This is a genomic window from Kaistella carnis (assembly GCF_003860585.1).
Lineage (GTDB): Bacteria > Bacteroidota > Bacteroidia > Flavobacteriales > Weeksellaceae > Kaistella > Kaistella carnis.
Genome location: NZ_CP034159.1, coordinates 278949 through 305354, shown reverse-complemented (window position 1 = coordinate 305354; position 26406 = coordinate 278949). Strand labels below are relative to the sequence as shown.

The window sequence follows — 26406 nt, the reverse complement described above, 5'->3', positions numbered from 1 at the left end:
TTGAAAAATAAGAACATCATTCTGTCCTTTGTGGGCGGAGCAATTGCAATGCTTTTTATCTTCTTGCTATGGAATTCTCTGACCAAAAAAGCAGAAGATAAAGTTCAAAATGACTATTACATCATCACCAATCAAATCAGAAAAATGAATAAAATGGTGGTTATGGAACAGGACTTTTCAAGCATGCAAAAAACGAAGATTACCTCTCAAATTTTGGGCAGTACTCTTTTGCCTTCAACAGAAAAAGAAATCATCACGTTTACAAAAACAAATGCACAGGTTTCTTACGATTTAAATAAAATGAAAATAGAGGTTGATTCCATTAATAAAAAATTAATTATTAAAGAACTTCCCAATGCAGATATCCGAATTATTCCTAGTGTAGAAATACAGTCCATGGACGATTCTTTTTTTAACCGTTTTTCCGATAAAGATTTTCAGAAAATCACCAAATCTGCAAAAGAAAATGCATATAAAACCGTCAACCAAAACAGATTACGCGCCGAGGGCCGCAAACAGCTTACCGAAAATCTAGACCAGATTTTCGTTTTGGCAAAGGCTTTGAACTATACTATTGAAGACCAAACCGGTCAAATCAATCTAACCAACCTTTAATTATAAACAAATGGATTCCGATAAAAATAAAAAACCAAAAGAAGCAGAAATCAAAAAAGAAAATCAAGATTTTCCCAATATTCCTGCGGCATCCGAGAAGGTGAAACACGAAGAAACTTTGAAAAAAGAAATCAAAAAAACTTCCGAGCTTCATCCCGATGGTAAAACAGACAATACAGATCACAACAGCGAAAATTAATTTTTCGCTTTTTTTTGTCATGAGTTAAAATACTCTTAAACTCCGGGAAATACTTTGGAATGTCACGTTTTTTGCTTATGTTATGAAAAGCATAGTATTTTTTTTTAACTTATAAAATTTAAGCAATGAACTATAATATTATTGGAGTTTTCCCTACAGTTGACGCGGCTATTTCAGCTTCATCTAAACTTTTGAAGGCTGGATATATTAAAGAATTTGTCGGATATACAGCAAACACTAACGTCCAACCTGAATCATTAGTTGAAGATCACTTTGTCGATCATAATGAAATAGCAGTCTACACGCCCAATCTCAACCGCGCGTACAAGGCTAAAAACATACTTGAAAAATTCGGAGCAGCTATTATAAAAGCAACTATGATTAAAGAGGAAGAACTTCAGAAAAAGGAAAAATGGCATATTTCTACTCCTCGCATTAGAGGTAGAAAACGTAGACAGAACAATTCGCAAAGTTAATTTTTAAAGTTCTTTAGGAAAGAACAACCACCTTAAACCTTTCTTTAAATATGAGAGGTTTTTTTATTTCCAGATAAATTTATTCTTTATTATTATTCTGTAACAATAGAACGGCTTTGAATATCTTAAATAAAAAGTTTTTAAAAATTTACCAAGAATCACATAATATACGTTAGAATTAATTATTATTTTTATAAAAATTTTAAATAATACTTATGAAAAAACAATTACTAACGCTTGGTTTACTCGGTATTCTTACTAATTTCAGTGCTTTAGCTCATGCTCAGGATTTTGTACAAAAGAAAATAACTAATGAAAATGGGGGAATTAGTTTGGTTGTATTTAAAGAAAATTCAGGCTTAAATAATGAAAAGGCAAACAATCTTTTTAAAGATATTCTGAAATTAAAACCCAATGAGGAGCTGAGACTGGTAAAAACAGAGTTAGACTCTTCTTCCAAAATGAGTGATGAGAAATACCAACTTTACACCAATAATATAAAGGTTGAAGGCGGCGTGTATTATCTTCACTACAAAAATGGCAAACTAATCAGTATGAATGGCGAAATTTTTCAGGATAAAAATAGTGTCCTCCGTCCGGAAATCTCCGCAGTTACAGCCTTCAGCTCTGCAGTTAAAAGCGTAGGTGCGCAAAAATATATGTGGGAAGATGCAGATTACATTGCTGAAAATGACTACCGGAAACCAACTGGTGAACTCGTATATATTCCCGTTTCGCAAGGAAATGGAAAATACAGTTTAATCTTGGCTTATAAATTCGACATCTATGCGGCCCAGCCTTTAAGCAGAGCAAACATATATGTTGATGCAACAACCGGCAGAATCGCCGCCACTGACTTAATTCTGAAACATGCTAAAATTAAGGAAACGTCAAGCAACCTGAATTTAACACTGCAACCTGAGGAAAACAGTACTGCTGTTTTTCCAACGAGGGTTGCAGGTACAGCTTCCACCAGATATAGTGGCAACCAGAACATCGAAACAACTTTATCCAACAGCAATAAATATATTCTTCACGATACGACCAGAGGAAATGGTGTGCGAACATATAACCTGAATAAAAGCCAGACGTTAAGCACCAGAGTGGATTTTGAAGATGATGACAATAACTGGACTAAAGCTGAATTTGACAATGTAGCTTTTGATGATGCAGCTTTAGATGCACATTGGGGTGTTGAAAAAACATACGATTATTTTAAAAACACCTTCAACAGAGATTCGTACGATGGTTTAGGAACACTTTTGAAAAGTTACGTTCATTATGGTAACCAGTATGAAAATGCGGGGTGGACTGGATCTGAAATGGTTTATGGAGACGGTAAAAATAATTTCAAACCATTAACAGCTTTCGATGTAACTGCTCATGAATTAGGACATGGAGTTTGCTCAAGTTCTGCTAACTTGATCTACAGCCGGGAATCCGGTGCCTTAAATGAGGCATTATCAGACATCTGGGCAGCTGCTGTAGAATATACTTATGCACCTGAAAAAGAAACTTGGCTCATCGGGGAAGACATTACCAAAATTGCTCCGGGGTATCTAAGATCTATGAGTAATCCGAAGTCGGGTCTCAGTCCACAGCCTGACACGTACCGCGGCATTAACTGGTATCCTGCAACAGTGGAAGAAGGATGTGCGAGTCCTAATAGCAATACCAATGATAACTGTGGAGTCCATTACAACAGTGGTGTGATTAATTTTTGGTTTTACATTCTTTCTGTCGGTAAAACTGGAACAAACGATTTCGGCAGAAATTATAACGTAACCGGAATTGGAATTGAAAAAGCGGCTAAAATAGTGTATCGTTTAGAAACAGCTTACCTTACCGCTAATTCGGACTTTAAGACCGCCAGAAATTTTGGAGTGCAAGCTGCAATTGATTTGTTCGGAGCAGATTCTCCAGAAGCGATTGCTACTCAAGACGCCTTTTATGCAGTCGGAATCGGACCTAAATATCTGTCTACTCCAGATACTACTCCTCCAACGACACCTACTAATTTGGCAGCGAGCAATACGACGGGAAATCAAACGCTTTTAACCTGGAACGCCTCTACAGATGAAAATGAAATAGAAAACTATATTATTTTCAAAAATGGAGTTCAGTTAGCCACTGTGCCGGCCACCAAACTAAGCTATATCGCAAGTGGACTCAGCGCTAACACGACTTATAATTTCTATATTAAAGCTGAAGATCCGTATGCCAACAGTTCTGAACAAAGTAATACCGTTTCTGTTACTACTTTAAATGTGCCTAACTACTGCGCAGCAAATTCCAACAGCACGACTGATGAAAGAATTAAAAGAGTGCAATTCGGCAATATTGACAATACAACTAGTGGAACTGCCGGATACGAAGATTTCTCTTACCTGTCAACAGATGTAGTAAAAAATACAACCTATGACATAACCATTACTCCGGAATGGAAAGGAACCCAATTTAATGAAGGGTACGGAGTATTTGTAGATTGGAATAATGATGGGGATTTCGAGGATGCTGATGAAATCGTTTTCACTAAAGCACCATCCAAAACAACGCCCGTAGTTGGCAGTATAAAAGTCCCGGAAACCTATACTTATACCGGACCTGTAAGAATGAGAGTAATCTTAAAATTCAACTCAATTCCTTCAGCATGTGGCACCATTAATTATGGACAGATTGAAGATTACACATTAAATGTGATGAATTCAACCCTGGCAGTTGCAAATACCGATGCCACTAAAACATCTGTTTATCCAAATCCAGTAAGGGATATAATCAGTATTCAATCTAAAGTTAATTCAGAATTCTCTTATAAAATGTTTAATACAGTCGGACAAGTCGTATTGACGGGTAATTCTGCAGGGAAAAAAATTAATGTCTCTAAACTCACTGTAGGAAACTATATTATAGAACTAACCGATAAAGACGGAAAGGTTACTACGACCAAGATAATTAAACAATAGACAAATTGTGCCAAATGCAAAGCCGTCTCCAAAGCAATTTTGGAGACGGCTTTTTTTTAATCTCCTTTGACTTCTAATGCTAATGTTCCACTCTATTTTGGTGGCTTTATTTTCCTTCTTGTAGCACTTCTCAAGTTAAAGCCGAAGAAATTCCCAAGCCTTATCAAAACTTAGTTCCACTTTCTAATGAATACAGACCCTGCAAATCATCCAATTTTTAATAAAAATTTAATATTTACTTAAAAAAACATGATAATATCCCATAAAGTAAAAGACTCTTTCATAGAAAATCCTTATTTTTGTTCCTTAAAATTTTTAGTTCAAAATGATTAAAATCACTCTTCCCGATGGAAGCATCAAAGAATTTGAAGGAGCGGTAACTCCGCTAGAGGTAGCACAATCAATCAGTGAAGGTTTGGCCAGAAATACCATTTCCGCTCTTGTCGACGGAACGCAGGTAGAAATTACCACGCCCATAACCACCGATTCTACGGTTCAACTTCTTACCTGGAATGATGATTTGGGCAAGAAAGCGTTCTGGCATTCTTCTGCCCACCTTTTGGCGCAGGCCATTATGGGTTTCTATCCTGACGCGAAATTAACGATTGGTCCAGCCATTGAACAAGGATTTTATTATGATGTAGATTTCGGTGATGAAACATTATCGGAGAAAGAATTTGAAAAAATCGAAAAGAAAATGCTGGAGAATGCAAAGAAAAATGCAACCTTCAGTGTATATCCTGTTTCAAAAGCAGACGCACTAAAAGAGTATGCCGACAATACTTATAAAACAGAATTGATCTCTAATCTTAATGATGGAGAAATTACGTTCTGCACCCATGATAACTTTACCGACTTATGTCGTGGAGGTCATATTCCGGCAACAGGGATTGTAAAAGCAGCTAAAATTTTAAATGCAGCCGGTGCCTACTGGCGAGGCGACGAAAAAAACAAACAGTTGACCAGAGTTTACGGAATAACATTCCCTAAACAAAAAGATTTAACTGAATATTTAGAACGTCTGGAAGAAGCCAAAAGACGTGACCATAGAAAATTAGGAAAAGAACTAGGAATTTTTGCATTCTCCGAAAAAGTGGGTGCAGGATTACCACTATGGTTACCAAAAGGTACGGCTTTGCGTAAAAAATTAGAAGAATTTTTATCCGCTGCGCAGAAAAAATCCGGGTACGAATTTGTGATGACCCCGCATATTGGGGCCAAAGAACTGTATGTAACTTCCGGGCATTGGGATAAATATGGTGCTGACAGTTTTCAGCCCATAAAAACTCCAAATGAAGGAGAAGAGTTTATGCTAAAGCCAATGAACTGTCCACACCACTGCGAAATCTACAAAGTTGGACAATGGTCATACAAAGACTTGCCGAAACGCTTTGCAGAGTTTGGTACGGTTTACCGTTACGAACAGTCCGGAGAACTGCATGGTTTGACACGAGTTCGTGGATTTACTCAGGATGATGCCCACATTTTCTGTACACCTGATCAACTCCTGGCTGAATTTGAAAATGTCATTGACTTAACGCTTTACGTATTTAAATCTTTAGGATTTGAAGATTTTGTTACTCAGGTTTCTTTAAGAGATCCGGAGAACACAGAAAAATATATCGGTTCTGATGAAAACTGGAAGAAAGCAGAAGATGCGATCATTCAGGCGACTCAAAAGAAAGGTTTAAATTATGTTGTTGAAACAGGAGAAGCTGCATTCTACGGACCTAAATTAGATTTCATGGTGAAAGATGCGCTTGGTCGTAAGTGGCAGTTGGGAACCATTCAGGTTGATTATAACTTACCGGAAAGGTTTGATCTGTGGTACACCGGAAGCGATGGTGAGAAACACAGACCTGTGATGATCCACCGGGCGCCATTCGGTTCTATGGAAAGGTTTATCGCCATTTTATTAGAGAATACGGCAGGAGATTTCCCACTTTGGTTGGCACCTGATCAGTTTATCATCTTACCGATTAGTGAAAAATATGCGGATTATGCAAAAAAAGTTTCACAATTGCTGGAAAATCACGATATTTGTGGTCTGATTGATGAGCGAAATGAGAAGACCGGTAGAAAAATCCGCGATGCAGAGTTGAATAAACTCCCATTTATGCTTATTGTCGGTGAGAATGAAGAAGTTGACGGTACGGTTTCTGTCCGAAGAAGAGGGGAAGGTGACTTAGGCGCGATGAGCGTAGAAGACTTTATAACCTACTTTAAAAAAGAAGCAAAAATTTAGAGAATTAGAATTTAACCAATTAAAATAAGACACCATAGCACAAAAATTTCATTACAGAGGTAGAGGTCCACAGAGACGGGTTCAGGAAGATTTGCACCAGATCAATCAAAAGATCCGTGCGAGAGAAGTTCGTTTAGTAGGTGATAATGTGGAACCCGGCGTTTATCCGCTAGAAAAAGCTCTTGAAATAGCAAAAGATCAGGAATTGGATTTGGTGGTTATTTCAGATAAAGCAGAACCGTATATTTCCAGAATTCTGGATTATAAAAAGTTCCTTTATGAGCAAAAGAAAAAGCAGAAAGAACTAAAAGCCAAACAAGTAAAAGTAACGGTAAAAGAAATTCGATTCGGGCCGCAGACCGATGAGCACGATTACGAATTCAAAAAGAAACATGCCGAAAAATTCTTGGAAGAAGGTTCAAAACTGAAAACTTATGTTTTCTTTAAAGGACGTTCGATCATATTTAAAGATCAGGGAGAGATCCTTCTTCTTAAATTAGCACAGGAGTTAGAGCACGTCGGAAAAGTTGATCAATTGCCTAAATTAGAAGGTAAGAGAATGATTATGATGATGAGCCCAAAAAAACCGGCCAAATAATTTTGACGATAAATTGAGTTTCCGCTTTAAATCGGAATAATTCAATTTTTAAAAATAGGAAGCCGTCTCAAAATAAAATTTGAGGCGGTTTTTTTATTTTCTTTTGTAAAGCGTTAAATTTTGATTATTTGTGATTTTTGCACATTAGGATAAAAAGGTGCTCTTACTTAAGCACTCTTTTTTCTTAGATTGTGTGCTAAAGCGTGTAATCCGAACTCTAATTCCACTTTTTCTATTCCAGTGTGTGTAAAACGCTTGAAGTTCCGATTGGATTTGATATGTGCAAAGACGGGTTCTACATCCGCCGTGCGTTGTTTGCGTTTTATTTCACCGATTTCACTCAAGAGGTTTTCCCGAACTCTCTCCTTATGCCGTTCTAAATTTTGGTTGCGTTCTATTATTCTGTTTCCCTGGGCTTTATGGCAAGCCCCTCGCAGCGGACAACCGTTGCAGTTTTGAGCCTGGTACAGTGAACTTGTCTGAGCATAACCGCTTTTGGTTTTTCGATTTCGGTTGGTGATTTTATTCATCGGTTGCCCCATCGGACAGATATACTGATCTTTCTCTTCGTTATAATAAAGTTTATCGCGGTGAAAGTCTTCGTTGATTTTCTTTCTTTTCGATTTTAAAATACCCTGTTCCTTATCGAAGGTGTTGTATTTTACGAAGGTTTCTATATTTTTCTCTTCCAGAAAATCATAATTTTCTTCACTGCCGTAACCAGCATCAGCAGTAAGTTCTTCCGGCAAAAACTGATAAAGTTCTTCAAAAGTATTGAGGTGTGGTTGAAGCGTATTTAAATCATTGGTGGTTTGGTGTAAAGTATAATGAATAACAAACTGGGACTGCGAACTTACCTGCACGTTGTAGGCGGGTTTAAGTTGCCCATTCTGCATATGATCATCTTTCATGCGCATAAATGTGGCATCGGGATCGGTCTTACTATAACTGCCACGTCCGTCCAAAAGTTTTTCCTGCTCCTCGTACTTATCCAGGTTCTGAGAAAAATTCTTTTGAATGTATCTTAATTTTGCCTTTGCTTTGGTGGATGCCTGCGGGTTTTTGCTGATGATCTCTTCTATTTTCTTGGCGGTCTTCTCTATTTTATCTCTATCGATGGTTTTAAACTCCGGTGGTGTAGGATCGCTGTCTTCTTCCTCAGCAATGCTTTGGGCATAGTTCCACATTTGTTCAAGTTGTTCTGCCATCTTCTCTTTTCTGGTTTTAATGGCATTGCCCCAAACGAAGGTATATCTCCCGGCAATAGACTCTATCTTAGTTCCATCGGTAAAAACTTCTTTCAAGCTAACGAGTCCTTCCTCTGCTAATAACAGGACGACCTGTTTGAAAATGTCTTTGAAAATAGTCTTGAGTTTCTTGCTCCGAAAACGTGCGATGGTGTTATGGTCTGCGACCTGTTGAGCGGACAACCACATAAAATTAATATTCTCACGCATCGCTTTTTCAATCTTCCTGCTGGAATACGTATTATCCATATAAGCGTAAACCATCACCTTAAGCATCATCTTGGGATGAAAGCTCGGTTTGCCATCTTTACTATACTCTTCAATGAGCAATCGTAAATCCAGTTGTTCAATAATTCCATTAACGACCCGAACGGGATGATTTTCTGGAATCAATTCCTCGATTGATGGTGGGAATAACCAATTTTGTTGCTGGTTATAATCTTTAAATTTAATACTCATATAATTGATTATCAATACTTAAAGATAGTAAAACCCTTTAAAACTGACAAATGTTAAACACAGAAAAAACCGCCTCAGTATTGAGACGGCTTCTTTTTGTAATATTTAGTAAATATTAGCCAAATCACAGCGCTAAAGTATCAGTCTGAAAACGACCTTTTTCATGCAGATACCAATATCTCAAACTAAAGAGCAGTCCAATAAATGTCATTCCTACTCCGACCAGTGCGGGATAATTGAAATCATATCCTTTTTCCAATGGAATTCCACCTAAAAAAGCACCAAGCGCATTTGCCCCGTTGAATCCGGCCTGCATAAAAGCGGCTGCCATCATTTCACTATTCGGCGCTGCTTTCATCATAATAATATTAATCGGTGCCGCCAGCGCCATCGACAGTGCGCCACATAAAAAAGTAAGGATCAAAGAAACAGTTTTATTTTCCGACAGAAAAAATACACCGACCAGCGAAATCATCATTAAAAATAATAAAAGAGAACACGTTTTCTCAGGTCCTAAGCGATCCGATAAAAACCCACCGGCCAAGTTTCCGACGACCATACCCGCACCCGCAAGCACCATTACATAGGCCATGTAAGCGCTGTCTATTTTTGACACTTCAGTCATCAAAGGCGTGATATAACTGAACCAAGTAAATAATCCGCCAAAGCCGATCGCGGTAATTAGTAAAACCAACCAGGACTGTCTGTATTTCAAAAATTTTAATTCTTCCAAAAAATGAGTCTCTCCTTTTCTTTCGATATCCGGCAGCCAAAATTTTAGAGAAACTAACGTTACTATTCCAATAATTCCGACAATTACAAAATACCAGCGCCAGTTAAAAGTATGACCAATATACGTAACGAAGGGAACCATTGCCAGATTCGCGACGGTGAGTCCAGTAAACATCAGTGAAATATTAAAGGCTTCCTTCCCTTTTTTTGCCATTCTTGCTGCGACCACTGTTCCTACGCCGAAGAAAGCACCATGCGGCAAACCGGAAAGAAATCTGATAATCAACATGGTCGAATAATCCGGCGCAAGAGCCGAAAGTCCGTTCAATAAAGTAAATATTACCATTAAAGCGATCAACACTTTTTTAGGTGGAAATTTTACGGCATATCCTATAATTAAAGGTGCGCCAATAACCACACCCAAAGCATATGCTGAAATTAAATGACCAGCCTGCGGAATGGTAATCGCTAAAGTTTTTGCGATGTCTGGCAATAAACCCATGACCGCAAATTCTGTGGTTCCGATACCCAAACCTCCGAGTGCCAGTGGTATTATTCTTTTATCTAAGTTCATTCTTCTATTGTTGAAGGTGCAAAAATGAGAAAAATATTTCACGATCACCTCTATTTCTGTTTTTAAAAAGTGATTTCTACCATGGACCGCATCTTTATCCAATTCAAATACATGAGTCGATAAAAAAGTTAGAAGTCCATTAAATTAAAAAGGTGAAGCCAAATCTTATTAGATTTAAAAAAAAGATTATGATGATAAGAAGGATTCTTCCTATATTTTAAATGAGTTTTTATTCCGTAGTACTTGCAATGTTTTAAGAGTTGATTTATAATCGGCACGCACTCCCACTCTTTTAGTAAGCAGCGAAAAAGACCAATGTGAATCGGTAGATTTCCTCTTTTGTACATAAAATTTTATTTAACAGCATAAAGATGCTAATTGCGAATATCACAAAAAATTCTCATCTTAATCTGAAAAATAAAAACGATGAGCAAACTAAATTTACCACCAAAATCTGAGAGTTTCCCGTGGCTGATCATGTTACTAATGTCGTCGGTAACTTTTGTAGGAATACTTTCGGAGTTAATGCCTTCGGGCGTACTGCCTCAAATGATGGATGATTTAAAAATCACGGAAGGGCAAACCGGTAACCTCGTCGGCTATTACGCGATCGCCTCTGCAATATTTGCCATTCCCCTCATTTCTATGACGATGCAGTTCAACCGTAAAATGCTTTTGCTGATTTTATTAGGTGGTTTTCGATCTCGAATATTGTGGCCGGACTGCTGCATGATTATTCCCTGATTACTATTTTACGAGTAATCGGTGGAATATGTGCGGGCGTAATGTGGCCAATGATTGCTGCGTATGGAATGCGACTCGTAAAAGAGAACCATCACGGGAAATCCATCGCTGTAATTATGGCTGGAAATACTTTAGGAATCAGCGTCGGAATGCCAGTCATGACTTTCATCGCAAATGAATACGGCTGGCGAACAGAATTTATTGGACTGGGCGTAGTCATTTTAGGAATCGCACTAATCAGTTTCTTCACTTTGCCCTCTACTCCCGGCGAAAAACTGACTAAAAGTTCCTCACCTTTTGCGCTTCTTAAAATTCCTGAAGTTTTAATAGTATTGCTGCTGACTTTGCTGGCCGTGATCGCTCATTACGGTGTATACGTATACATTACAGGCCTTGTAGAGGAAATTCAACTCTCAGGCGGAATAGAAAGTGCTTTGCTTCTTTTCGGCATCGGTTCCTTAATTTCTGTGTTGCTCGCCATCAAATACACCGACCAACATTTAAGATTGCTTACAGTCTCGATGTTTGGTTTGCTGATTATTTCGATGGGCTTGTTTTTGGTGTTCGGAAGTATTACGGGAATCGGTCATATCGCTTTCTTTTTATGGGGACTTTCCTTTGGCCCGCTGGTTACTTTATTACAAGCCGCCGTAAGCAGGCAGGTAGAAAGCGCAAAAGATGTTTCGACTTCCGTGCAGTCGTCGGTATTTAATTTATCGATTATGATCGCTACTTCACTGGGAGGAATCTTACTTGCCCAGTTTTCACCAATGAGTTTAATTCATTTAGCCATCGGTTTATCAGTACCGGGCTTGGTCATTTCTTATTTATCTAAGAGAAGTTTAGGTTCTGCCTTGTAATTTTATTCGACTCAAAACAAAAAAGAAGCCGTCTCAATACTGAGGCGGTTTTTTCTGTGTTTAACATTTGTCAGTTTTAAAGGGTTTTACTATCTTTAAGTATTGATAATCAATTATATGAGTATTAAATTTAAAGATTATAACCAGCAACAAAATTGGTTATTCCCACCATCAATCGAGGAATTGATTCCAGAAAATCATCCCGTTCGGGTCGTTAATGGAATTATTGAACAACTGGATTTACGATTGCTCATTGAAGAGTATAGTAAAGATGGCAAACCGAGCTTTCATCCCAAGATGATGCTTAAGGTGATGGTTTACGCTTATATGGATAATACGTATTCCAGCAGGAAGATTGAAAAAGCGATGCGTGAGAATATTAATTTTATGTGGTTGTCCGCTCAACAGGTCGCAGACCATAACACCATCGCACGTTTTCGGAGCAAGAAACTCAAGACTATTTTCAAAGACATTTTCAAACAGGTCGTCCTGTTATTAGCAGAGGAAGGACTCGTTAGCTTGAAAGAAGTTTTTACCGATGGAACTAAGATAGAGTCTATTGCCGGGAGATATACCTTCGTTTGGGGCAATGCCATTAAAACCAGAAAAGAGAAGATGGCAGAACAACTTGAACAAATGTGGAACTATGCCCAAAGCATTGCTGAGGAAGAAGACAGCGATCCTACACCACCGGAGTTTAAAACCATCGATAGAGATAAAATAGAGAAGACCGCCAAGAAAATAGAAGAGATCATCAGCAAAAACCCGCAGGCATCCACCAAAGCAAAGGCAAAATTAAGATACATTCAAAAGAATTTTTCTCAGAACCTGGATAAGTACGAGGAGCAGGAAAAACTTTTGGACGGACGTGGCAGTTATAGTAAGACCGATCCCGATGCCACATTTATGCGCATGAAAGATGATCATATGCAGAATGGGCAACTTAAACCCGCCTACAACGTGCAGGTAAGTTCGCAGTCCCAGTTTGTTATTCATTATACTTTACACCAAACCACCAATGATTTAAATACGCTTCAACCACACCTCAATACTTTTGAAGAACTTTATCAGTTTTTGCCGGAAGAACTTACTGCTGATGCTGGTTACGGCAGTGAAGAAAATTATGATTTTCTGGAAGAGAAAAATATAGAAACCTTCGTAAAATACAACACCTTCGATAAGGAACAGGGTATTTTAAAATCGAAAAGAAAGAAAATCAACGAAGACTTTCACCGCGATAAACTTTATTATAACGAAGAGAAAGATCAGTATATCTGTCCGATGGGGCAACCGATGAATAAAATCACCAACCGAAATCGAAAAACCAAAAGCGGTTATGCTCAGACAAGTTCACTGTACCAGGCTCAAAACTGCAACGGTTGTCCGCTGCGAGGGGCTTGCCATAAAGCCCAGGGAAACAGAATAATAGAACGCAACCAAAATTTAGAACGGCATAAGGAGAGAGTTCGGGAAAACCTCTTGAGTGAAATCGGTGAAATAAAACGCAAACAACGCACGGCGGATGTAGAACCCGTCTTTGCACATATCAAATCCAATCGGAACTTCAAGCGTTTTACACACACTGGAATAGAAAAAGTGGAATTAGAGTTCGGATTACACGCTTTAGCACACAATCTAAGAAAAAAGAGTGCTTAAGTAAGAGCACCTTTTTATCCTAATGTGCAAAAATCACAAATAATCAAAATTTAACGCTTTACAAAAGAAAATAAAAAAACCGCCTCAAATTTTATTTTGAGACGGCTTCTTTTTTATTTAAGTTTTTGTTGATGTAAGAATCGCTAATTTTAGATTTCATTTGAAGAAATAATGTTATTCTTGTGCTTTCCTGAACCGCAACAAGTATACTTTATTAAAGATCTAAAGCAATGTTGAATTCCTGTTCTTTTTTGCGAAAAAGGAAGTCGCCGTTTCGGACGGAAGCAAGCACCTCTACTCTTTTTCGAATGGCTTCATATACCGAAGTTTCATTAAGAACAATAAAGTTCGCAGGTTTACCAACATCTAAACCATAATGATCCTGAATGTTTAAACACGTTGCACCGCTATAAGTAATCAAATCAAAATTACTTGCTATTTCGGCGGGTGACATAATCTGGGCCAGGTGAATTCCATTGTCCAGGATGTTCATCATATTTCCATTTCCCATCGGGTACCAAGGATCGTTGATAGAATCCTGTGCAAAAGCCACATTAATTCCTTCTTCAATAAATTCCTTAACTCGTGTTAGACCCCGGCGTTTCGGATACGTGTCCTGACGTCCCTGTAGATAGGCATTCTCGGTTGGGCAGGAAATAAAGTTCATCTTACTTTTCTTGAAAAGATCCATCATTCGGAAAGCATAGGAATTATCGGCCGAACCAAAAGAACAGGTATGACTCGCGGTTGTTCTCGTTCCATAGTCTTCCATGAGCACCTGTGCATTGAGCAATTCTACGAAACGGGAATTGGGATCATCGGTTTCATCACAGTGAACGTCGATCTGTTTGTCATATTTTAAAGCCAGGTCTATAATGTCATGAATGGATTTTTCACCAAATTCCCGGGCAGGTTCATAATGTGGAATTCCACCTACGACATCAGCGCCCATTTTTAGGGCTTCTTCCACTAAATCCCGTCCACCTTTGTAGGTGTACATTCCCTGCTGAGGAAAAGCAACAATCTGAATATCGACGGTATCTTTCAGATCCTGTTTCATTTCGAGCATGGATTTAAGCGCAGTGAAATTTGGATCGGTAACATCAATATGCGCTCGGATGTGCTGAACTCCCTGAGAAACCTCGTCCTTAATTCCTTTCATCGCCAGTTTTTTCACACTTTCTACGGTCAGCGTTTCTTTAAATTTTGGCCAAAGTTCAATCGCTTCGAAAAGGGTTCCGGAACCTGCGCCTTCCTGGCCCAGTTCAGACAAGGTATATACATAATCCAAATGCAGATGCGGATCTACATAAGGCGGCAATACAAGCTTACCGTTCAAATCGATTTCTTCTTCACAAGATGGAAGGTCATTTCCGATGTGCGTAATTTTCCATTTTCTACAATCATCTCTGTAGCATCGGGATTGCAATAAATTTTCGCATTAAAAAATTTCTTTTTCATATTAGATAATTTTAATGTTTCTGATGAATCTCTCTTTGATCTGTATCTTGAAATATCCTGAATTTTAAGGATAAATTAAGTGAAGTCAAGAGTTTGATATCCAGATCATAAGCCTTACTAATATAGTAAAAATAAACCTCAATTCCAAATATGAATTTCTGAAAATAGAATGCTACAACGAGAATTAAAGTAGAATAATTTTACTTAAAGATAAACTTTGATCGTTTACTTTCCCTCTGCGCGAGGGATAGAAACGGTTACCCCACAGCAAGCGTTGGTAAAAGCTGTGGCGCGAGGAGTATGAGTGGATAGCCCGACCTGAAGGAGTGAATGGTTGCGCGAGCGAAGCGAGCGCAATAATGAACGACTGAAGGGCACGCCCAAATTATGAAACATGGAATAATATATTCGGTTTGAATCTTTCCTCATATTAGGCAACAATATGTTTTTGTAATTCGCTGAAAGTTCGTACTTTTGCAGTCTGAAAAATGTGTAGAATGCTGTAAAGTAAGTTCACATGCGAAGAAAAAGATATTGATAACAAATAGATAAAATTAAGCAAAATGCCAAAATTAAAAACTAAATCAGGTGCTAAGAAGCGTTTTAAGCTGACCGGAACCGGAAAGATTAAAAGAAAAGGTGCTTATAAAAGCCACATCCTGACCAAAAAAGAAACGAAGCAAAAGAGAAATCTTACGCAAACTTCTTATGTTGCAGAGGTGGACAAAAAGAGCGTTTTACGTCAATTAGCTTTAAAATAGTTTTTATAAATCAACCGGTTTATAAGAATTAACAAATTCAGAAAATTTAACCCTGAAACGGTGCAAGAAAGTGTAATGAAATAATTTGCCGCCCTTTTCAAAAAAACAAATTTAATTATGCCAAGATCAGTAAATGCAGTAGCTTCCAGAGCTCGCAGAAAAAAAGTTATTAAACTGGCCAAAGGTTATTTCGGTAGAAGAAAGAACGTTTGGACTGTTGCAAAAAATGCCGTACAAAAAGCAATGCAATATGCTTACCGCGGTAGAAAAGAAAAGAAAAGAAGTTTCCGAAGCTTATGGATCATGCGTATTAACGCAGGTGCCAGAGAACACGGAATGTCTTACTCTCAATTTATGGGAGCTCTTAAAACGAACAACATCGAATTGAATAGAAAAGTTTTAGCTGATTTAGCAATGAACCACCCTGAAGCTTTCAAAGCGATCGTAGATCAAGTAAAATAAATGTAGAATTATTTGTTATCAATTATAAGATCCTTCAATTTTTTGAAGGATTTTTTTTATATTTGAAAATAATTTAACGTATGATAAAAAAAGTCCTTCTGTTGGGAGCTGTCGTAAGCTCTTTTCTGTATAATTCCCAAACATTTATTCAATCTTATCAAGATCGTGCAAACTTGATAACACAGTCAAATATCAATACCAATCTTACAGAATTTGCCTCTTTCGGTGTTAAAAAAACCGGCTCCGTAGCGAACTCAAACGCCTTAAACTGGCTAAAAAGCAAATACTTATCCTTTGGGTATTCTGCTTCTGACATTGTAGAAGATCCCTGGACCGGCGGCGGTTACACTTCGAAAAACTTAGTGGTAACAAAAACAGGAACTTTATATCCAAACAAATACGTTATTGTTTGTGGACATTTTGATACCATTGCAGGACCGGGAGTAAATGATAATGGAAGTGGTGTTTCTATTATTTTAGAAATAGCAAGAATTCTGAAGGATATTCCTACCGATTATTCAATCCGATTTATCAACTTTTCCGGTGAAGAGCAAGGACTATATGGCAGCCAGCATTATGTAGATAATGTGGTAAATTCTACGAATCCGAAAATGGATATTAAAGTGGTCTTCAACATTGACGAAGTTGGTGGTATTGCCGGTCTTCTTAATGATACTGTTTTTTGTGACAGGGATCAAAGTTGGCCTTCAGGTAATAATGCCGCTTCAGCACAGATCACCCAGGAACTGGCCAATTGTACGGCTCTATATTCTCCTTTGATGACGGAATTTGATCCAGCTTACGCTTCAGACTATGTTCCTTTTCAAGAAAATGGCGAAATAATTACGGGTTTCTATGAACATAATATCAGTAATTACCCGCACACGCCAAATGATACTTACGCAAATATGGATCCTGTGTATGTCCTGAATGTTGGCAAAGCAGCACTGGGTGCCGTTCAACATTTTGCCGTGGCGAAAATCTCTCCAGATCTGGGAGTTGTGGATGCCGGTCAGAACCTAAATGATGAAATCAGTTTATACCCCAATCCTGCACAAGATTTTGTAAATATTGGCATTAAGGGAAAAGACTTTCAAACGATCATCAGTGACTTTTCAGGTAAAACTGTTTTAAAATTTGAGAATGAGCAAAGCCTTGACGTTTCTAAATTACCCAATGGAAATTATCTACTCACCGTATCCAGAAATGGAAAGAGTGTAACAAGAAAATTAATGATTAAAAAATAAGATAATCATCAAACACATGAAAAACCTGAGCTCTGTTCAGGTTTTTTTATTTCTATTTTGAACTTCTTTCCATCAATACCTTTTCTATTTCAGCCAATGAAAACGATTTCGCTTTTAGTAAAATTAAAAAATGATAAATCAAATCTGCGGCTTCATCTTTAAACAATTTGACGTTATCATCTTTGGCTTCGATGACCAATTCTACGGCTTCCTCTCCTACTTTCTGCGCCATTTTATTAATGCCTCTTTGATACAAATCATAAGTGTAGGATTTTTCAACTTTCTGATCAATTCGTTCGGAAATAGTTTCTTCTAATTCATATAAAAAGCCTTTTGACTTTTTCTCTTCGAAACAACTGAAAGTTCCAGTGTGACAAACGTTTCCGACTGGTTTCACCTGAATCAATAAAGCATCTGAATCACAGTCTTCTTTAATGCTTTTTACATAAAGATAATTTTCGGACGTTTCTCCCTTGAGCCAAATTCTGTTTTTGGTTCGGCTGAAAAAATGAACTCGTCCGTCTTTTTGCGTTAATTCTAAAGCTTCTTTGTTCATATAACCCAACATTAAAACCTGCTGTGTTCGGTTATCCTGAATAATTACAGGAACTAAACCGTTTCCTTTTTCAAAATCTAAGTTCATCATCTTATTGATATTTTATTCTGTTTTAAATTTTCTTTTAAATCGGATATTTTTATTTCATTAAAATGAAAAATACTAGCCGCCAAAGCGCCGGTTACTTTCGTTTTGGTAAAGACTTCTGTAAAATCTTCCATCTTACCTGCACCGCCGGAAGCGATCATTGGAAGCTGACAAACATCTGAAACATTTTGTAACATTCGGATATCAAACCCGTTTTTAGTTCCGTCAAAATCCATAGATGTTAGTAAAATTTCTCCAGCTCCTAAATCTGCGACGGTTTTTACCCAGTCTAAAGTTTTCAATTCGGTTTTAATTTTTCCTCCATTAATGAAAACAAAATCTTCACCTTCAAGTTGCTTAGTATCAATCGCTGCCACAACACATTGATTTCCGAATTGTTGGGCTATTTCACGAACTAATTCAGGACGTCGAACTGCAGCAGAATTGATGGAAACTTTATCCGCACCGGCTTTTAATAAGGCTTCAACATCTTGAACGGAAGAGATTCCGCCACCAATCGTAAAAGGAATATTGATTTCTAAACTGAGTTTTTCCACGAGTTCAATTAAAGTTTTTCTTCCTTCTAAAGTTGCCGTAATATCCAGGAAAACCAATTCATCGGCTCCATCTTTGACATACTTTTTTGCGAGTTCAACTGGATCTCCGGCAATTCGTAAATCTTCAAACTGAATTCCTTTTACCGTTTTTCCATCTTTGATATCCAAACACGGAATGATTCTTTTTTTCAACATGTTACAAAAATTTTTGAAGTTCTTTTAAAGTAATTTTTCCTTCATATAAAGCTTTTCCAATGATTGCGCCCGAACAACCAAGTTCTTTTAAATCCTCCAAATCCTGAATGGATGAAATTCCGCCACTTGAAATTAATGAGACTTCGCTTTGATTTAAAATTTCTTTATACAATTCGAATGAAGGTCCTTCTAACATTCCATCTTTAGAAATATCGGTGCAAATCACATCCTTTATTCCTTTATTTTGATACGATTGAATAAATGCAATTACATCAAGATCTGAATTTTCTAACCAACCCGAAGTTTTGACTTTCCGGTCTAAACAATCTGCGCCTAAAATTAATTTCTCTGCCCCAAATTCATTAATCCAATCTATACATAGTTCCAGATTTTCGACAGCAATACTTCCTATCGTAACTTGGTTTGCTCCTGCATTGAAAGCACTTTCCAAACTTTCTCGTGTTTTGATTCCACCTCCGAAATCAATAATTAAATTTGTTTCCGAAGCCAATACTTTTAAGGTTTTTAAATTTTTAATGGTTTTTGCCTTCGCTCCATCTAAGTCAACCAAGTGCAAATATTGGATTCCATTCGCTTCATACTCTTTCGCAATATCCAAAGGGTTTTCGTGATAGATTTTTTTCGTATCGTAATCTCCTTTGGAAAGTCGAACGCATTTTCCGTCGATAATATCTATGGCTGGAATTATTTTCATTTTATATTATTTTTTAAACCACAAAAGGCACAAAATTTTTCTTCAATTTTTTGAGAAACTCAAAAGTCCATATATTTGTAAATGTTAACACCACACCTTTTGCGAACTTTAAAGAGATAAAATTTCATCTTTAACTTTTGTGACTTTTGTAGTTAAATTATTTTATTTTTAAGAAGTTTTGAAGAATGAGAGAACCAACATCGCCAGATTTTTCCGGATGAAACTGTGTTCCATAAAAATTATCTTTCTGTAAAGTAGCACTGAAAGGCAAGATATAATCACATTCTGAAGTCGTATTTTCGCCAATTTCACAATAATAACTGTGGACGAAATAGAAATTATCGTCTTCAGAAATTCCGTTTAAAAGTTTACCACTTATCTTCTGCAAATTATTCCAGCCCATGTGCGGAACAATATCTGTGGCGGGAAATTGTTTTACTTTCAGATCAAATATTCCGAGACATTTTGTATTTCCTTCTTCTGAAAAATCACATAATAATTGTTGACCCAAACAGATTCCTAAAAAAGGTTGTTTTAAAGTTGGAATTAATTCGTTTAGTTTTAAACTTTTCAAATAATTCATCGCTGTTGAGGCTTCACCAACTCCAGGAAAAATCACTTTGTCAGCATTTTTAATTTCTTCAGGATTTGAAGTTATTAAGGTTTCGTAACCCAATTTTCTCACAGCATTTTCAACGGATTTTACATTTCCGGCAACGTAATCGATAATCGCTATCATAATACTCCTTTTGTACTTGGAATTGAAAAATTATTGTCATCTCGCTTCACCGCATCTCGTAAAACTTTCGCAAAAGCTTTAAAGATCGATTCAATTTTATGGTGTTCATTTTCGCCTTCACATTGAATATTGAGATTACATTTTCCAGTATCTGTGAATGATTTAAAGAAATGATAAAACAATTCAGTCGGAACATCACCGATTTTTTCTCTTTTAAAATCAACGTTCCAAACCAACCAATTACGTCCACCAAAATCGAGCGCGACTTGCGCCAAACAATCGTCCATTGGTAAAGCAAAAGCATAACGCTCAATTCCTTTTTTTGAACCTAACGCTTGCTCAAAACAAGTTCCGAAAACCAAAGCCGTATCTTCAATCGTGTGATGTTCATCAACCTGAAGATCGCCATTTACCAAAACTTTTAAATCAAAATTTCCGTGTTTTGAAATCTGTTCGAGCATGTGATCAAAGAAAGCCAAACCGGTGTTGATATTAGATTTTCCGCTTCCGTCGAGATTCAGTTCAATTGAAATCTCTGTTTCTTTTGTTTTTCGATTGACCTTTGCTTTCCTTGGAATCTGCTTTAAATATTGATAAATTTCATCCCAATTATCAGTAGTTAAAAACGCATCTTCAAAATTTTCTTTAGAAATGAAAATAGATTGTGTTCCTAAATTTTTCGCCAGTTCTACATCTGTTTTCCGATCTCCAATGACGAAGGAATTTTTCAGATCATAGTTTCCATAGATGTATTTTTGAAGCAATCCAGTTCGAGGTTTTCTGTTGGGCGAATTTTCAGATTTAAAACTATTATCAATTAAAATATCTGAAAAAACAATATTTTCATTGGCCAAAGTCTTCAACATTTTTTCCTGTGGAATTTTGAAATCTTCATGCGGAAAAGAATCCGTACCCAAACCATCCTGATTCGTAACCATAACCAATTCGTAATCCAGTTCTTTCACAATCTTGGCTAAATTCTGAATCACTTTTGGATAAAATTCTAATTTTTCTAAAGAATCTACTTGTAAATCTGTCGGCGTTTCAATAATTATAGTTCCGTCGCGGTCGATGAATAATACTTTTTTCATAATTCGTCTATTTCTGATAATACTTTTAATAGTTCTGAATTTTCTTGAGCAGCTCCGACACTTATTCGAAGGCAGTTTTTTAAATTGGGATGTCTTAAACTTGTCAAAATATTTTTGTCTAATAATTTCTGATAGATCAATTGTGCATCTTTAAATTCAATGAGAAAAAAATTAGCATCGGACGAATATATTTTTACGACCTCATTAATTTGATCTAAACCTTTTTTTAATTTTTCCTTTTCTTCCAGAATGAAACCGATGTTATTTTCGATTTCTTGCACTTGATTCAATTGCTCCAAAGCCAATTTTTGACTTTCTGAACTAATATTGTAAGGAGGTTTAAGTTGTATGAACAAACTCGCAATTTCTGCTGAGGCAAAACCAACTCCAATTCGTAAACCTGCCATTCCAAAAGCTTTTGATAAAGTTTTTAAAACAATTAAGTTTGGATATTTATATAATAATTTGACCGCAGAATCTGCTGGAGAAAACTCAATATACGCCTCATCAACGACTACAATTCCCTTAAAATTTTGAATATAAAATTCTAGATCAGAAATTGAATTTCCGGTTGGATTATTAGGTGAACAGAGAAATAAAACTTTAGCCTGACTTGTAGAAATTGTATTTAAAAACTTACCTTTCTCTAATTCAAAATCTGAATTCAATTGCAGTTTTTCAACCTGAAGATTATTCATTTTTGCATAAATTTCGTACATCACAAAACTCGGATTCATAATCATAATCGAATCTTTCGTCGGTTCGCAGAAAATGCGCATCGTTAAATCGATCAACTCATCGCTGCCGTTTCCTAAAAATAAATTCTCAGTTTTTGCTAGATTAATTTCGGCCAGTTTCTTTTTTAACTTAATTGGATCACCATCCGGATAACGGTTAAATTCACCGAAAGGATTTTCATTCGCATCCAAATAAACCGCTTGTTTATTAATATAGGAATCACGTAAAGTTTGGTATGATTTCACTCCAACTAAATGCGGACGAATCATTTTATTTAAATTAAATTCCATTTTCTAAAGATTTTAAGCGAAGTGAAACAGCATTTTTGTGAGCATCCAAACCTTCTGCAGCTGCCATGACCTCTATAGTTTTTCCAATATTCTTCAGTCCGATTTTTGTAATTTCCTGAATGGTTATTTTCTTAACAAAACTGTCGAGTGAAACACCACTATAATTTCTCGCAAAACCGTTGGTTGGTAAAGTGTGATTGGTTCCACTTGCATAATCTCCCGCTGATTCCGGTGTGTAATTTCCGAGAAAAATAGAACCTGCGTTTGTAATTTTTGATATATAACTTTTTGAATTTTCGACCGCTAAAATTAAATGTTCCGGTGCATAGAAATTACTCATTTCAAGGGCTTCATCAATTGAATTCAATAAAATAAACCGGCTGTTATCTAAGGCTAATTTTGCGATTTCATTTCTTGGAAGTTCGTCTAATTGTTTTTCAATTTCGTCTAAAGTTTCATTAAAAATGATTTCATCTGTCGAAATAAAAATAACTTGAGAATCCGTTCCGTGTTCTGCTTGAGACAATAAATCTGCGGCACAAAATTCAGGATTTGCGGATTGATCGGCCATCACTAAAACTTCGCTTGGACCCGCTGGTAAATCGATGGCGACATTAAATTCCATCGCCAATTGTTTCGCTTGCGTCACATATTGATTTCCGGGACCGAAAATCTTGTCAACTTTGGGAATACTTTCTGTTCCAAAAGTTAAAGCTGCAATGGCTTGCGCACCGCCAACTTTAAAAATTTTTGTAATTCCACACAATTTCGCGGTGTATAAAATTGCGGGATTAATCGAACCATCTTTTTTTGGTGGCGTGCAAAGAATCACTTCTTTACAACCTGCAATTTGAGCCGGAATAGCCAACATTAAAACAGTGGAAAAAAGCGACGCGGTTCCGCCTGGAATATATAATCCAACTTTTTCAATCGCTCGCGATTCGCGCCAACAAATAACTCCTTCGGTGGTTTCAATTTCTTCGGTATTTGCTTTTTGAGCAACGTGAAATTTATAGATGTTTTCTTTAGCCTGATTGATTGCGGTTTTTAATTCTTCTGAAACTTCATTAATCGCAAATTCTATTTCTTCTTCAGAAACCAATAAGTTTTCAATATTAACCTGATCAAATTTTTCCGAGAATTCTTTTAAGGCAGAATCTCTTTCATTTTTAACCTTCAAGAAAATTTCCTGAACGGTATTTCTCAAATCCTTTTTTTCCAGCAATGGTCTTTGTAGCAAAGTTTCCCAAGTATTTTGCGTCGGATATTTAATTATATTTTTCATGATCAATTAAATTACAAAACCATTTTTTCGATTGGAATCACCAAGATACCTTCTGCACCAAACTTTTTCAACTCATCGATAATTTTCCAGAATTCATTTTCACGAACAACAGAGTGAATACTACTCCATCCAGTTTCAGCTAAAGGTAAAACCGTTGGAGATTTCATGCCTGGCAAAATTTCAATTATTTTTTCGATTGAATCGTTTGGAGCGTTTAACAAAATGTATTTGTTCTCACGGGAATTAATGACTGCCTGAATTCGGAAAAGAAATGATTCCAGAATGATTGAAATATCCTCAGGAAGATTTCGGCTGGAAATTAGAACGGCTTCACTTTTTAAGACCTGCTCCACTTCTTTCAAACCATTGTGTAATAAAGTGCTTCCGGAACTTACCAAATCAGCAATGGTATCTGCTAAACCAATACTTGGCGCGATTTCCACACTTCCAGAAATCTCCACAATTTCGGCATTGATATTTTTTTTATCGAAATAGTTTTTAACAATTGAAGGATAAGATGTTGCAATTTTTTTCTGATTGAAAAAACTTAAATCGGTATATTCTACATCTTTCGGAATTGCAAGTGATAAACGACAATTCGCAAAACCCAGCTTTCTTACTAAGTCAACATTTTTGTTCTGTTCCAGAACTTCGTTTTCTCCGATAATCCCAATATCGACAATACCTTGTTCTACATATTTGGGAATATCATCATCCCGAAGGAACAGTATTTCTAAAGGAAAATTAGTGGCTGAATTTTTCAGTTTACTTTTAAAATCCGGAATTTTAATTCCACATTCCTGTAAAAGTTCTAAGGATTTTTCGCTTAAGCGTCCGCTTTTTTGGAGGGCAATTTTTAATTTGTTCATGTTCAATTTTGAGATTGGGTCTGAACAAATGCTTTATTTTTGGATACAAAAAAAACCGTCTTTGCTCAGACGGTTTAATTTTATTTTATTCACTTAATGCCATAAATATATCAACTCGTCTTTAGATGAGATGATGATGATGGAATAAAGTGATTGTATTTTTCATGTTGTTTTAACTGTGCAAATATAACTGATAAACATTTTAACCTGCAAGAATTAATTTCTATTCAATTATAACTTCCTGATAAACAGCGTGTAAATTTTTAGCAATTTCTTCATCATTAAATTTCTGAACGAATTCTAAACTTTTTCCTGTTCTTCGATTTCTTTCAGATTCGTTATTCCAGAGAAATAAAATCTTGGCTTTAATGTCTTCGAAATTGTGTGGATTTATGTAAACTGAATTCTCGCCACCTGCTTCCGGCAGACAACTTATGTTACTTGTAATTACTGGCGTTCCGGAAAAAAGAGATTCAATAACAGGAATACCAAAACCTTCGAAAAAACTTGGGTAAACGAAAATATCTGCCAGTTTATAAATGGTGGCCAATTCTTCCATTGAAACATTTTCAAGAAACTGAACCTGATCTTCTAATTTATTTTTCTTTACAAACTTTTGAACTTTATTAAAGTATTTTGTTTTCTTACCGATGACCACTAAAGGGATTTCCGTTCCATGAATGGCTTTAACAATATGTAAAAGGTTTTTTCGCTCTTCAATTGTTCCGACATTCAAAATAAATCTTTTCGGAAGATTGTATTTTTCTTTAATGGAATTTAAAAAGTCTGCGCTTTGATTTACTTTAAAAGCATGATGACAGCCTTGATAAACAACCCTAATTTTTTCTTCCGGAACTTTTAAAAACTGAATAATATCCCGCTTGGTCTGTTCTGAAATGGCGATAATTAAATCGGCTTGTTCTGTGGCTTTTTTAAATTTCCAGAAATGGATTTTACGGTCAAAAAAAGAATAGTATTGGGGAAATCTTAAGAAGATCAAATCATGAATGGTAACGATCTTTTTAATGGGTTTATCTGTCCATTTTAAAGGCAATTCACCGGAAAGTCCATGGAAAATATCTGCATTGATCTGCTGTGCATCTTTACCCATTTTCAATTGTCGGGAAAAATTTCCTTTGGAAGTTTCCACAAAAGAAACATTCGGTAAATTCAGAATATCTTTACCTTTTACTGATTGATTTTCATTAAAAAGTACATATTTGTTTTCCGAAAAATAAGTCGCTAAAATCCTGACTAAGTCGCGTGAATAGTTTCCTAAACCCGAACTGTTATTGAAAAACCGTTTCCCATCAAAAGCAATTTTCATTATTCCGCAGGTTTAATGATATCCTGAGTCAGTTGTTTGCGTTTCCAATGGTCTGATTTCTTACTGTATAGAAAAAACTTACCCAATTTATACTTGAATTTCAAATAACCGCGGTATTCAATTCCATCAAAAATACGGTAAGGAATAGAAGGATCTTCAGCAATACAAGCTCTGATCGCGTTGGAGAATGCAGTAGGACCGGTAGTTTGATGCACATCGTGAGGAAAACGGTGCGTCTGAATATTCTCTAAAACATCTTCTAACGTTCTTTTCAAAAAAGGATGGCCTTTGTCGAAAATTAAGGCCCACTGGCAAAATAATCCAACGTGTCTTTCCTTGCTGATCAGTGCAACATCATCATGCTGAATGAGATATTTTAAAGGTTTTGACATTCCACTGTCGATATCGAGATAGACGCCGCCTTTCTTATAAAGAATCGCGTAACGGAAAAAATCTGCCTTTGCTGCACCAATCGTCAGTTCATTGTAAGCTTTTAAATAGTCTTGAGGAAATTCCTTTTTAAAAAACTCCTGAATATCCTCATCATCATACAAAAAATATTCATATTCAGGGTTTTGTCTTTTCATGTTCCAAATATGCCATCGGGTGATCACTGGCAATTTTTTGGTCTTAAAAGTTTGAAAAATATACTTAGGAA

General features: G+C 36.5%; 25 protein-coding genes. 12 read left to right on the top strand and 13 right to left on the bottom strand.

Annotated features, from left to right (window positions below; all coding sequences use genetic code 11):
- From EIB73_RS01300 to infC, 6 genes are all read left to right on the top strand, one after another.
- Positions 1–615 carry a DUF4230 domain-containing protein gene (locus EIB73_RS01300; RefSeq protein ID WP_125021877.1) on the top strand — a complete coding sequence of 205 codons (615 nt, stop codon included), beginning with the start codon at positions 1–3 and terminating at the stop codon, positions 613–615.
- Between the two features lie 10 nt (positions 616–625).
- Positions 626–814 carry a hypothetical protein gene (locus EIB73_RS01295; protein WP_125021875.1) on the top strand — a complete coding sequence of 63 codons (189 nt, stop codon included), beginning with the start codon at positions 626–628 and terminating at the stop codon, positions 812–814.
- 125 nt (positions 815–939) lie between these two features.
- Positions 940–1290 (top strand): hypothetical protein, encoded by a 351-nt coding sequence (locus tag EIB73_RS01290; protein ID WP_125021873.1) that lies wholly within the window; start codon positions 940–942, stop codon positions 1288–1290.
- 215 nt (positions 1291–1505) lie between these two features.
- The gene (locus tag EIB73_RS01285; RefSeq protein WP_125021871.1) at positions 1506–4253 is read left to right on the top strand and encodes a M4 family metallopeptidase; all 2748 of its coding nucleotides are present in this window, start codon (positions 1506–1508) and stop codon (positions 4251–4253) included.
- A 325-nt stretch (positions 4254–4578) separates the two neighbouring features.
- Positions 4579–6498 carry a threonine--tRNA ligase gene (gene thrS / locus EIB73_RS01280; protein WP_125021869.1) on the top strand — a complete coding sequence of 640 codons (1920 nt, stop codon included), beginning with the start codon at positions 4579–4581 and terminating at the stop codon, positions 6496–6498.
- Positions 6499–6589: 91 nt separating this feature from the next.
- Entirely contained in the window at positions 6590–7096 is a 507-nt protein-coding gene (gene infC / locus EIB73_RS01275) for a translation initiation factor IF-3 (protein WP_125021866.1), read from the top strand.
- A 167-nt stretch (positions 7097–7263) separates the two neighbouring features.
- On the opposite strand, the gene EIB73_RS01270 is transcribed toward infC, so the two are convergent.
- Complete coding sequence (locus tag EIB73_RS01270) at positions 7264–8811, bottom strand: IS1182 family transposase (RefSeq protein WP_125026038.1); 1548 nt, start codon at positions 8809–8811, stop codon at positions 7264–7266.
- A 115-nt stretch (positions 8812–8926) separates the two neighbouring features.
- Complete coding sequence (locus EIB73_RS01265; RefSeq protein WP_125021865.1) at positions 8927–10108, bottom strand: MFS transporter; 1182 nt, start codon at positions 10106–10108, stop codon at positions 8927–8929.
- A 426-nt stretch (positions 10109–10534) separates the two neighbouring features.
- On the opposite strand from EIB73_RS01265, the gene EIB73_RS15110 reads away from it, so the two are divergent.
- The 3 genes from EIB73_RS15110 (at position 10535) to EIB73_RS01255 (ending at position 13368) form a co-directional block, all read left to right on the top strand.
- Complete coding sequence (locus tag EIB73_RS15110) at positions 10535–10852, top strand: hypothetical protein (RefSeq protein WP_228411261.1); 318 nt, start codon at positions 10535–10537, stop codon at positions 10850–10852.
- Positions 10822–11712: an MFS transporter gene (locus EIB73_RS01260; protein WP_262706709.1), complete on the top strand. Its 891-nt coding sequence runs from the start codon at positions 10822–10824 to the stop codon at positions 11710–11712. Before EIB73_RS15110 ends, EIB73_RS01260 begins: the two co-directional genes overlap by 31 nt.
- A gap of 108 nt (positions 11713–11820) precedes the next feature.
- A complete protein-coding gene (locus tag EIB73_RS01255) occupies positions 11821–13368 on the top strand; it encodes an IS1182 family transposase (protein WP_125026038.1) in 1548 nt (515 codons plus the stop codon).
- 214 nt (positions 13369–13582) lie between these two features.
- Here the strand turns inward: EIB73_RS01255 and EIB73_RS01250 are convergent, their stop codons facing one another.
- Entirely contained in the window at positions 13583–14797 is a 1215-nt protein-coding gene (locus EIB73_RS01250) for an amidohydrolase family protein (RefSeq protein ID WP_228411260.1), read from the bottom strand.
- 595 nt (positions 14798–15392) lie between these two features.
- Here EIB73_RS01250 and rpmI point away from each other — a divergent pair.
- From rpmI to EIB73_RS01235, 3 genes are all read left to right on the top strand, one after another.
- The gene (rpmI, locus tag EIB73_RS01245; protein ID WP_034716458.1) at positions 15393–15590 is read left to right on the top strand and encodes a 50S ribosomal protein L35; all 198 of its coding nucleotides are present in this window, start codon (positions 15393–15395) and stop codon (positions 15588–15590) included.
- Between the two features lie 117 nt (positions 15591–15707).
- On the top strand, positions 15708–16052 hold the full coding sequence (gene rplT, locus EIB73_RS01240) for a 50S ribosomal protein L20 (protein ID WP_125021863.1): 345 nt from the start codon (positions 15708–15710) through the stop codon (positions 16050–16052).
- Positions 16053–16132: 80 nt separating this feature from the next.
- Positions 16133–17299, top strand: coding sequence for a M28 family peptidase (locus EIB73_RS01235; RefSeq protein WP_125021861.1), 1167 nt, complete (start codon positions 16133–16135; stop codon positions 17297–17299).
- Between the two features lie 52 nt (positions 17300–17351).
- On the opposite strand, the gene hisIE is transcribed toward EIB73_RS01235, so the two are convergent.
- The 10 genes from hisIE to EIB73_RS01185 form a co-directional block, all read right to left on the bottom strand.
- Positions 17352–17942, bottom strand: a complete 591-nt coding sequence (gene hisIE, locus EIB73_RS01230) for a bifunctional phosphoribosyl-AMP cyclohydrolase/phosphoribosyl-ATP diphosphatase HisIE (protein ID WP_125026041.1) — start codon at positions 17940–17942, stop codon at positions 17352–17354.
- The gene (hisF, locus tag EIB73_RS01225) at positions 17942–18694 is read right to left on the bottom strand and encodes an imidazole glycerol phosphate synthase subunit HisF (protein WP_125021859.1); all 753 of its coding nucleotides are present in this window, start codon (positions 18692–18694) and stop codon (positions 17942–17944) included. Before hisF ends, hisIE begins: the two co-directional genes overlap by 1 nt.
- 1 nt (position 18695) lies before the next feature.
- Positions 18696–19409 carry a 1-(5-phosphoribosyl)-5-[(5-phosphoribosylamino)methylideneamino]imidazole-4-carboxamide isomerase gene (hisA, locus tag EIB73_RS01220; RefSeq protein WP_125021857.1) on the bottom strand — a complete coding sequence of 238 codons (714 nt, stop codon included), beginning with the start codon at positions 19407–19409 and terminating at the stop codon, positions 18696–18698.
- Positions 19410–19566: 157 nt separating this feature from the next.
- Positions 19567–20148 carry an imidazole glycerol phosphate synthase subunit HisH gene (gene hisH, locus EIB73_RS01215; protein ID WP_125021855.1) on the bottom strand — a complete coding sequence of 194 codons (582 nt, stop codon included), beginning with the start codon at positions 20146–20148 and terminating at the stop codon, positions 19567–19569.
- Positions 20145–21239, bottom strand: a complete 1095-nt coding sequence (gene hisB / locus EIB73_RS01210) for a bifunctional histidinol-phosphatase/imidazoleglycerol-phosphate dehydratase HisB (RefSeq protein ID WP_125021853.1) — start codon at positions 21237–21239, stop codon at positions 20145–20147. The genes hisH and hisB overlap by 4 nt, the downstream gene beginning before the upstream one ends.
- The gene (hisC, locus tag EIB73_RS01205) at positions 21236–22267 is read right to left on the bottom strand and encodes a histidinol-phosphate transaminase (RefSeq protein WP_125021851.1); all 1032 of its coding nucleotides are present in this window, start codon (positions 22265–22267) and stop codon (positions 21236–21238) included. The genes hisB and hisC overlap by 4 nt, the downstream gene beginning before the upstream one ends.
- On the bottom strand, positions 22257–23552 hold the full coding sequence (hisD, locus tag EIB73_RS01200; RefSeq protein ID WP_125021849.1) for a histidinol dehydrogenase: 1296 nt from the start codon (positions 23550–23552) through the stop codon (positions 22257–22259). The genes hisC and hisD overlap by 11 nt, the downstream gene beginning before the upstream one ends.
- Positions 23553–23563: 11 nt before the next feature.
- The gene (gene hisG, locus EIB73_RS01195; RefSeq protein WP_125021848.1) at positions 23564–24421 is read right to left on the bottom strand and encodes an ATP phosphoribosyltransferase; all 858 of its coding nucleotides are present in this window, start codon (positions 24419–24421) and stop codon (positions 23564–23566) included.
- Between the two features lie 223 nt (positions 24422–24644).
- Positions 24645–25748 carry a glycosyltransferase family 4 protein gene (locus EIB73_RS01190; RefSeq protein WP_125021846.1) on the bottom strand — a complete coding sequence of 368 codons (1104 nt, stop codon included), beginning with the start codon at positions 25746–25748 and terminating at the stop codon, positions 24645–24647.
- On the bottom strand, positions 25748–26335 hold the full coding sequence (locus EIB73_RS01185) for a glycosyltransferase family 32 protein (RefSeq protein ID WP_262706708.1): 588 nt from the start codon (positions 26333–26335) through the stop codon (positions 25748–25750). The genes EIB73_RS01190 and EIB73_RS01185 overlap by 1 nt, the downstream gene beginning before the upstream one ends.
- Between the last annotated feature and the right edge of the window lie 71 nt (positions 26336–26406).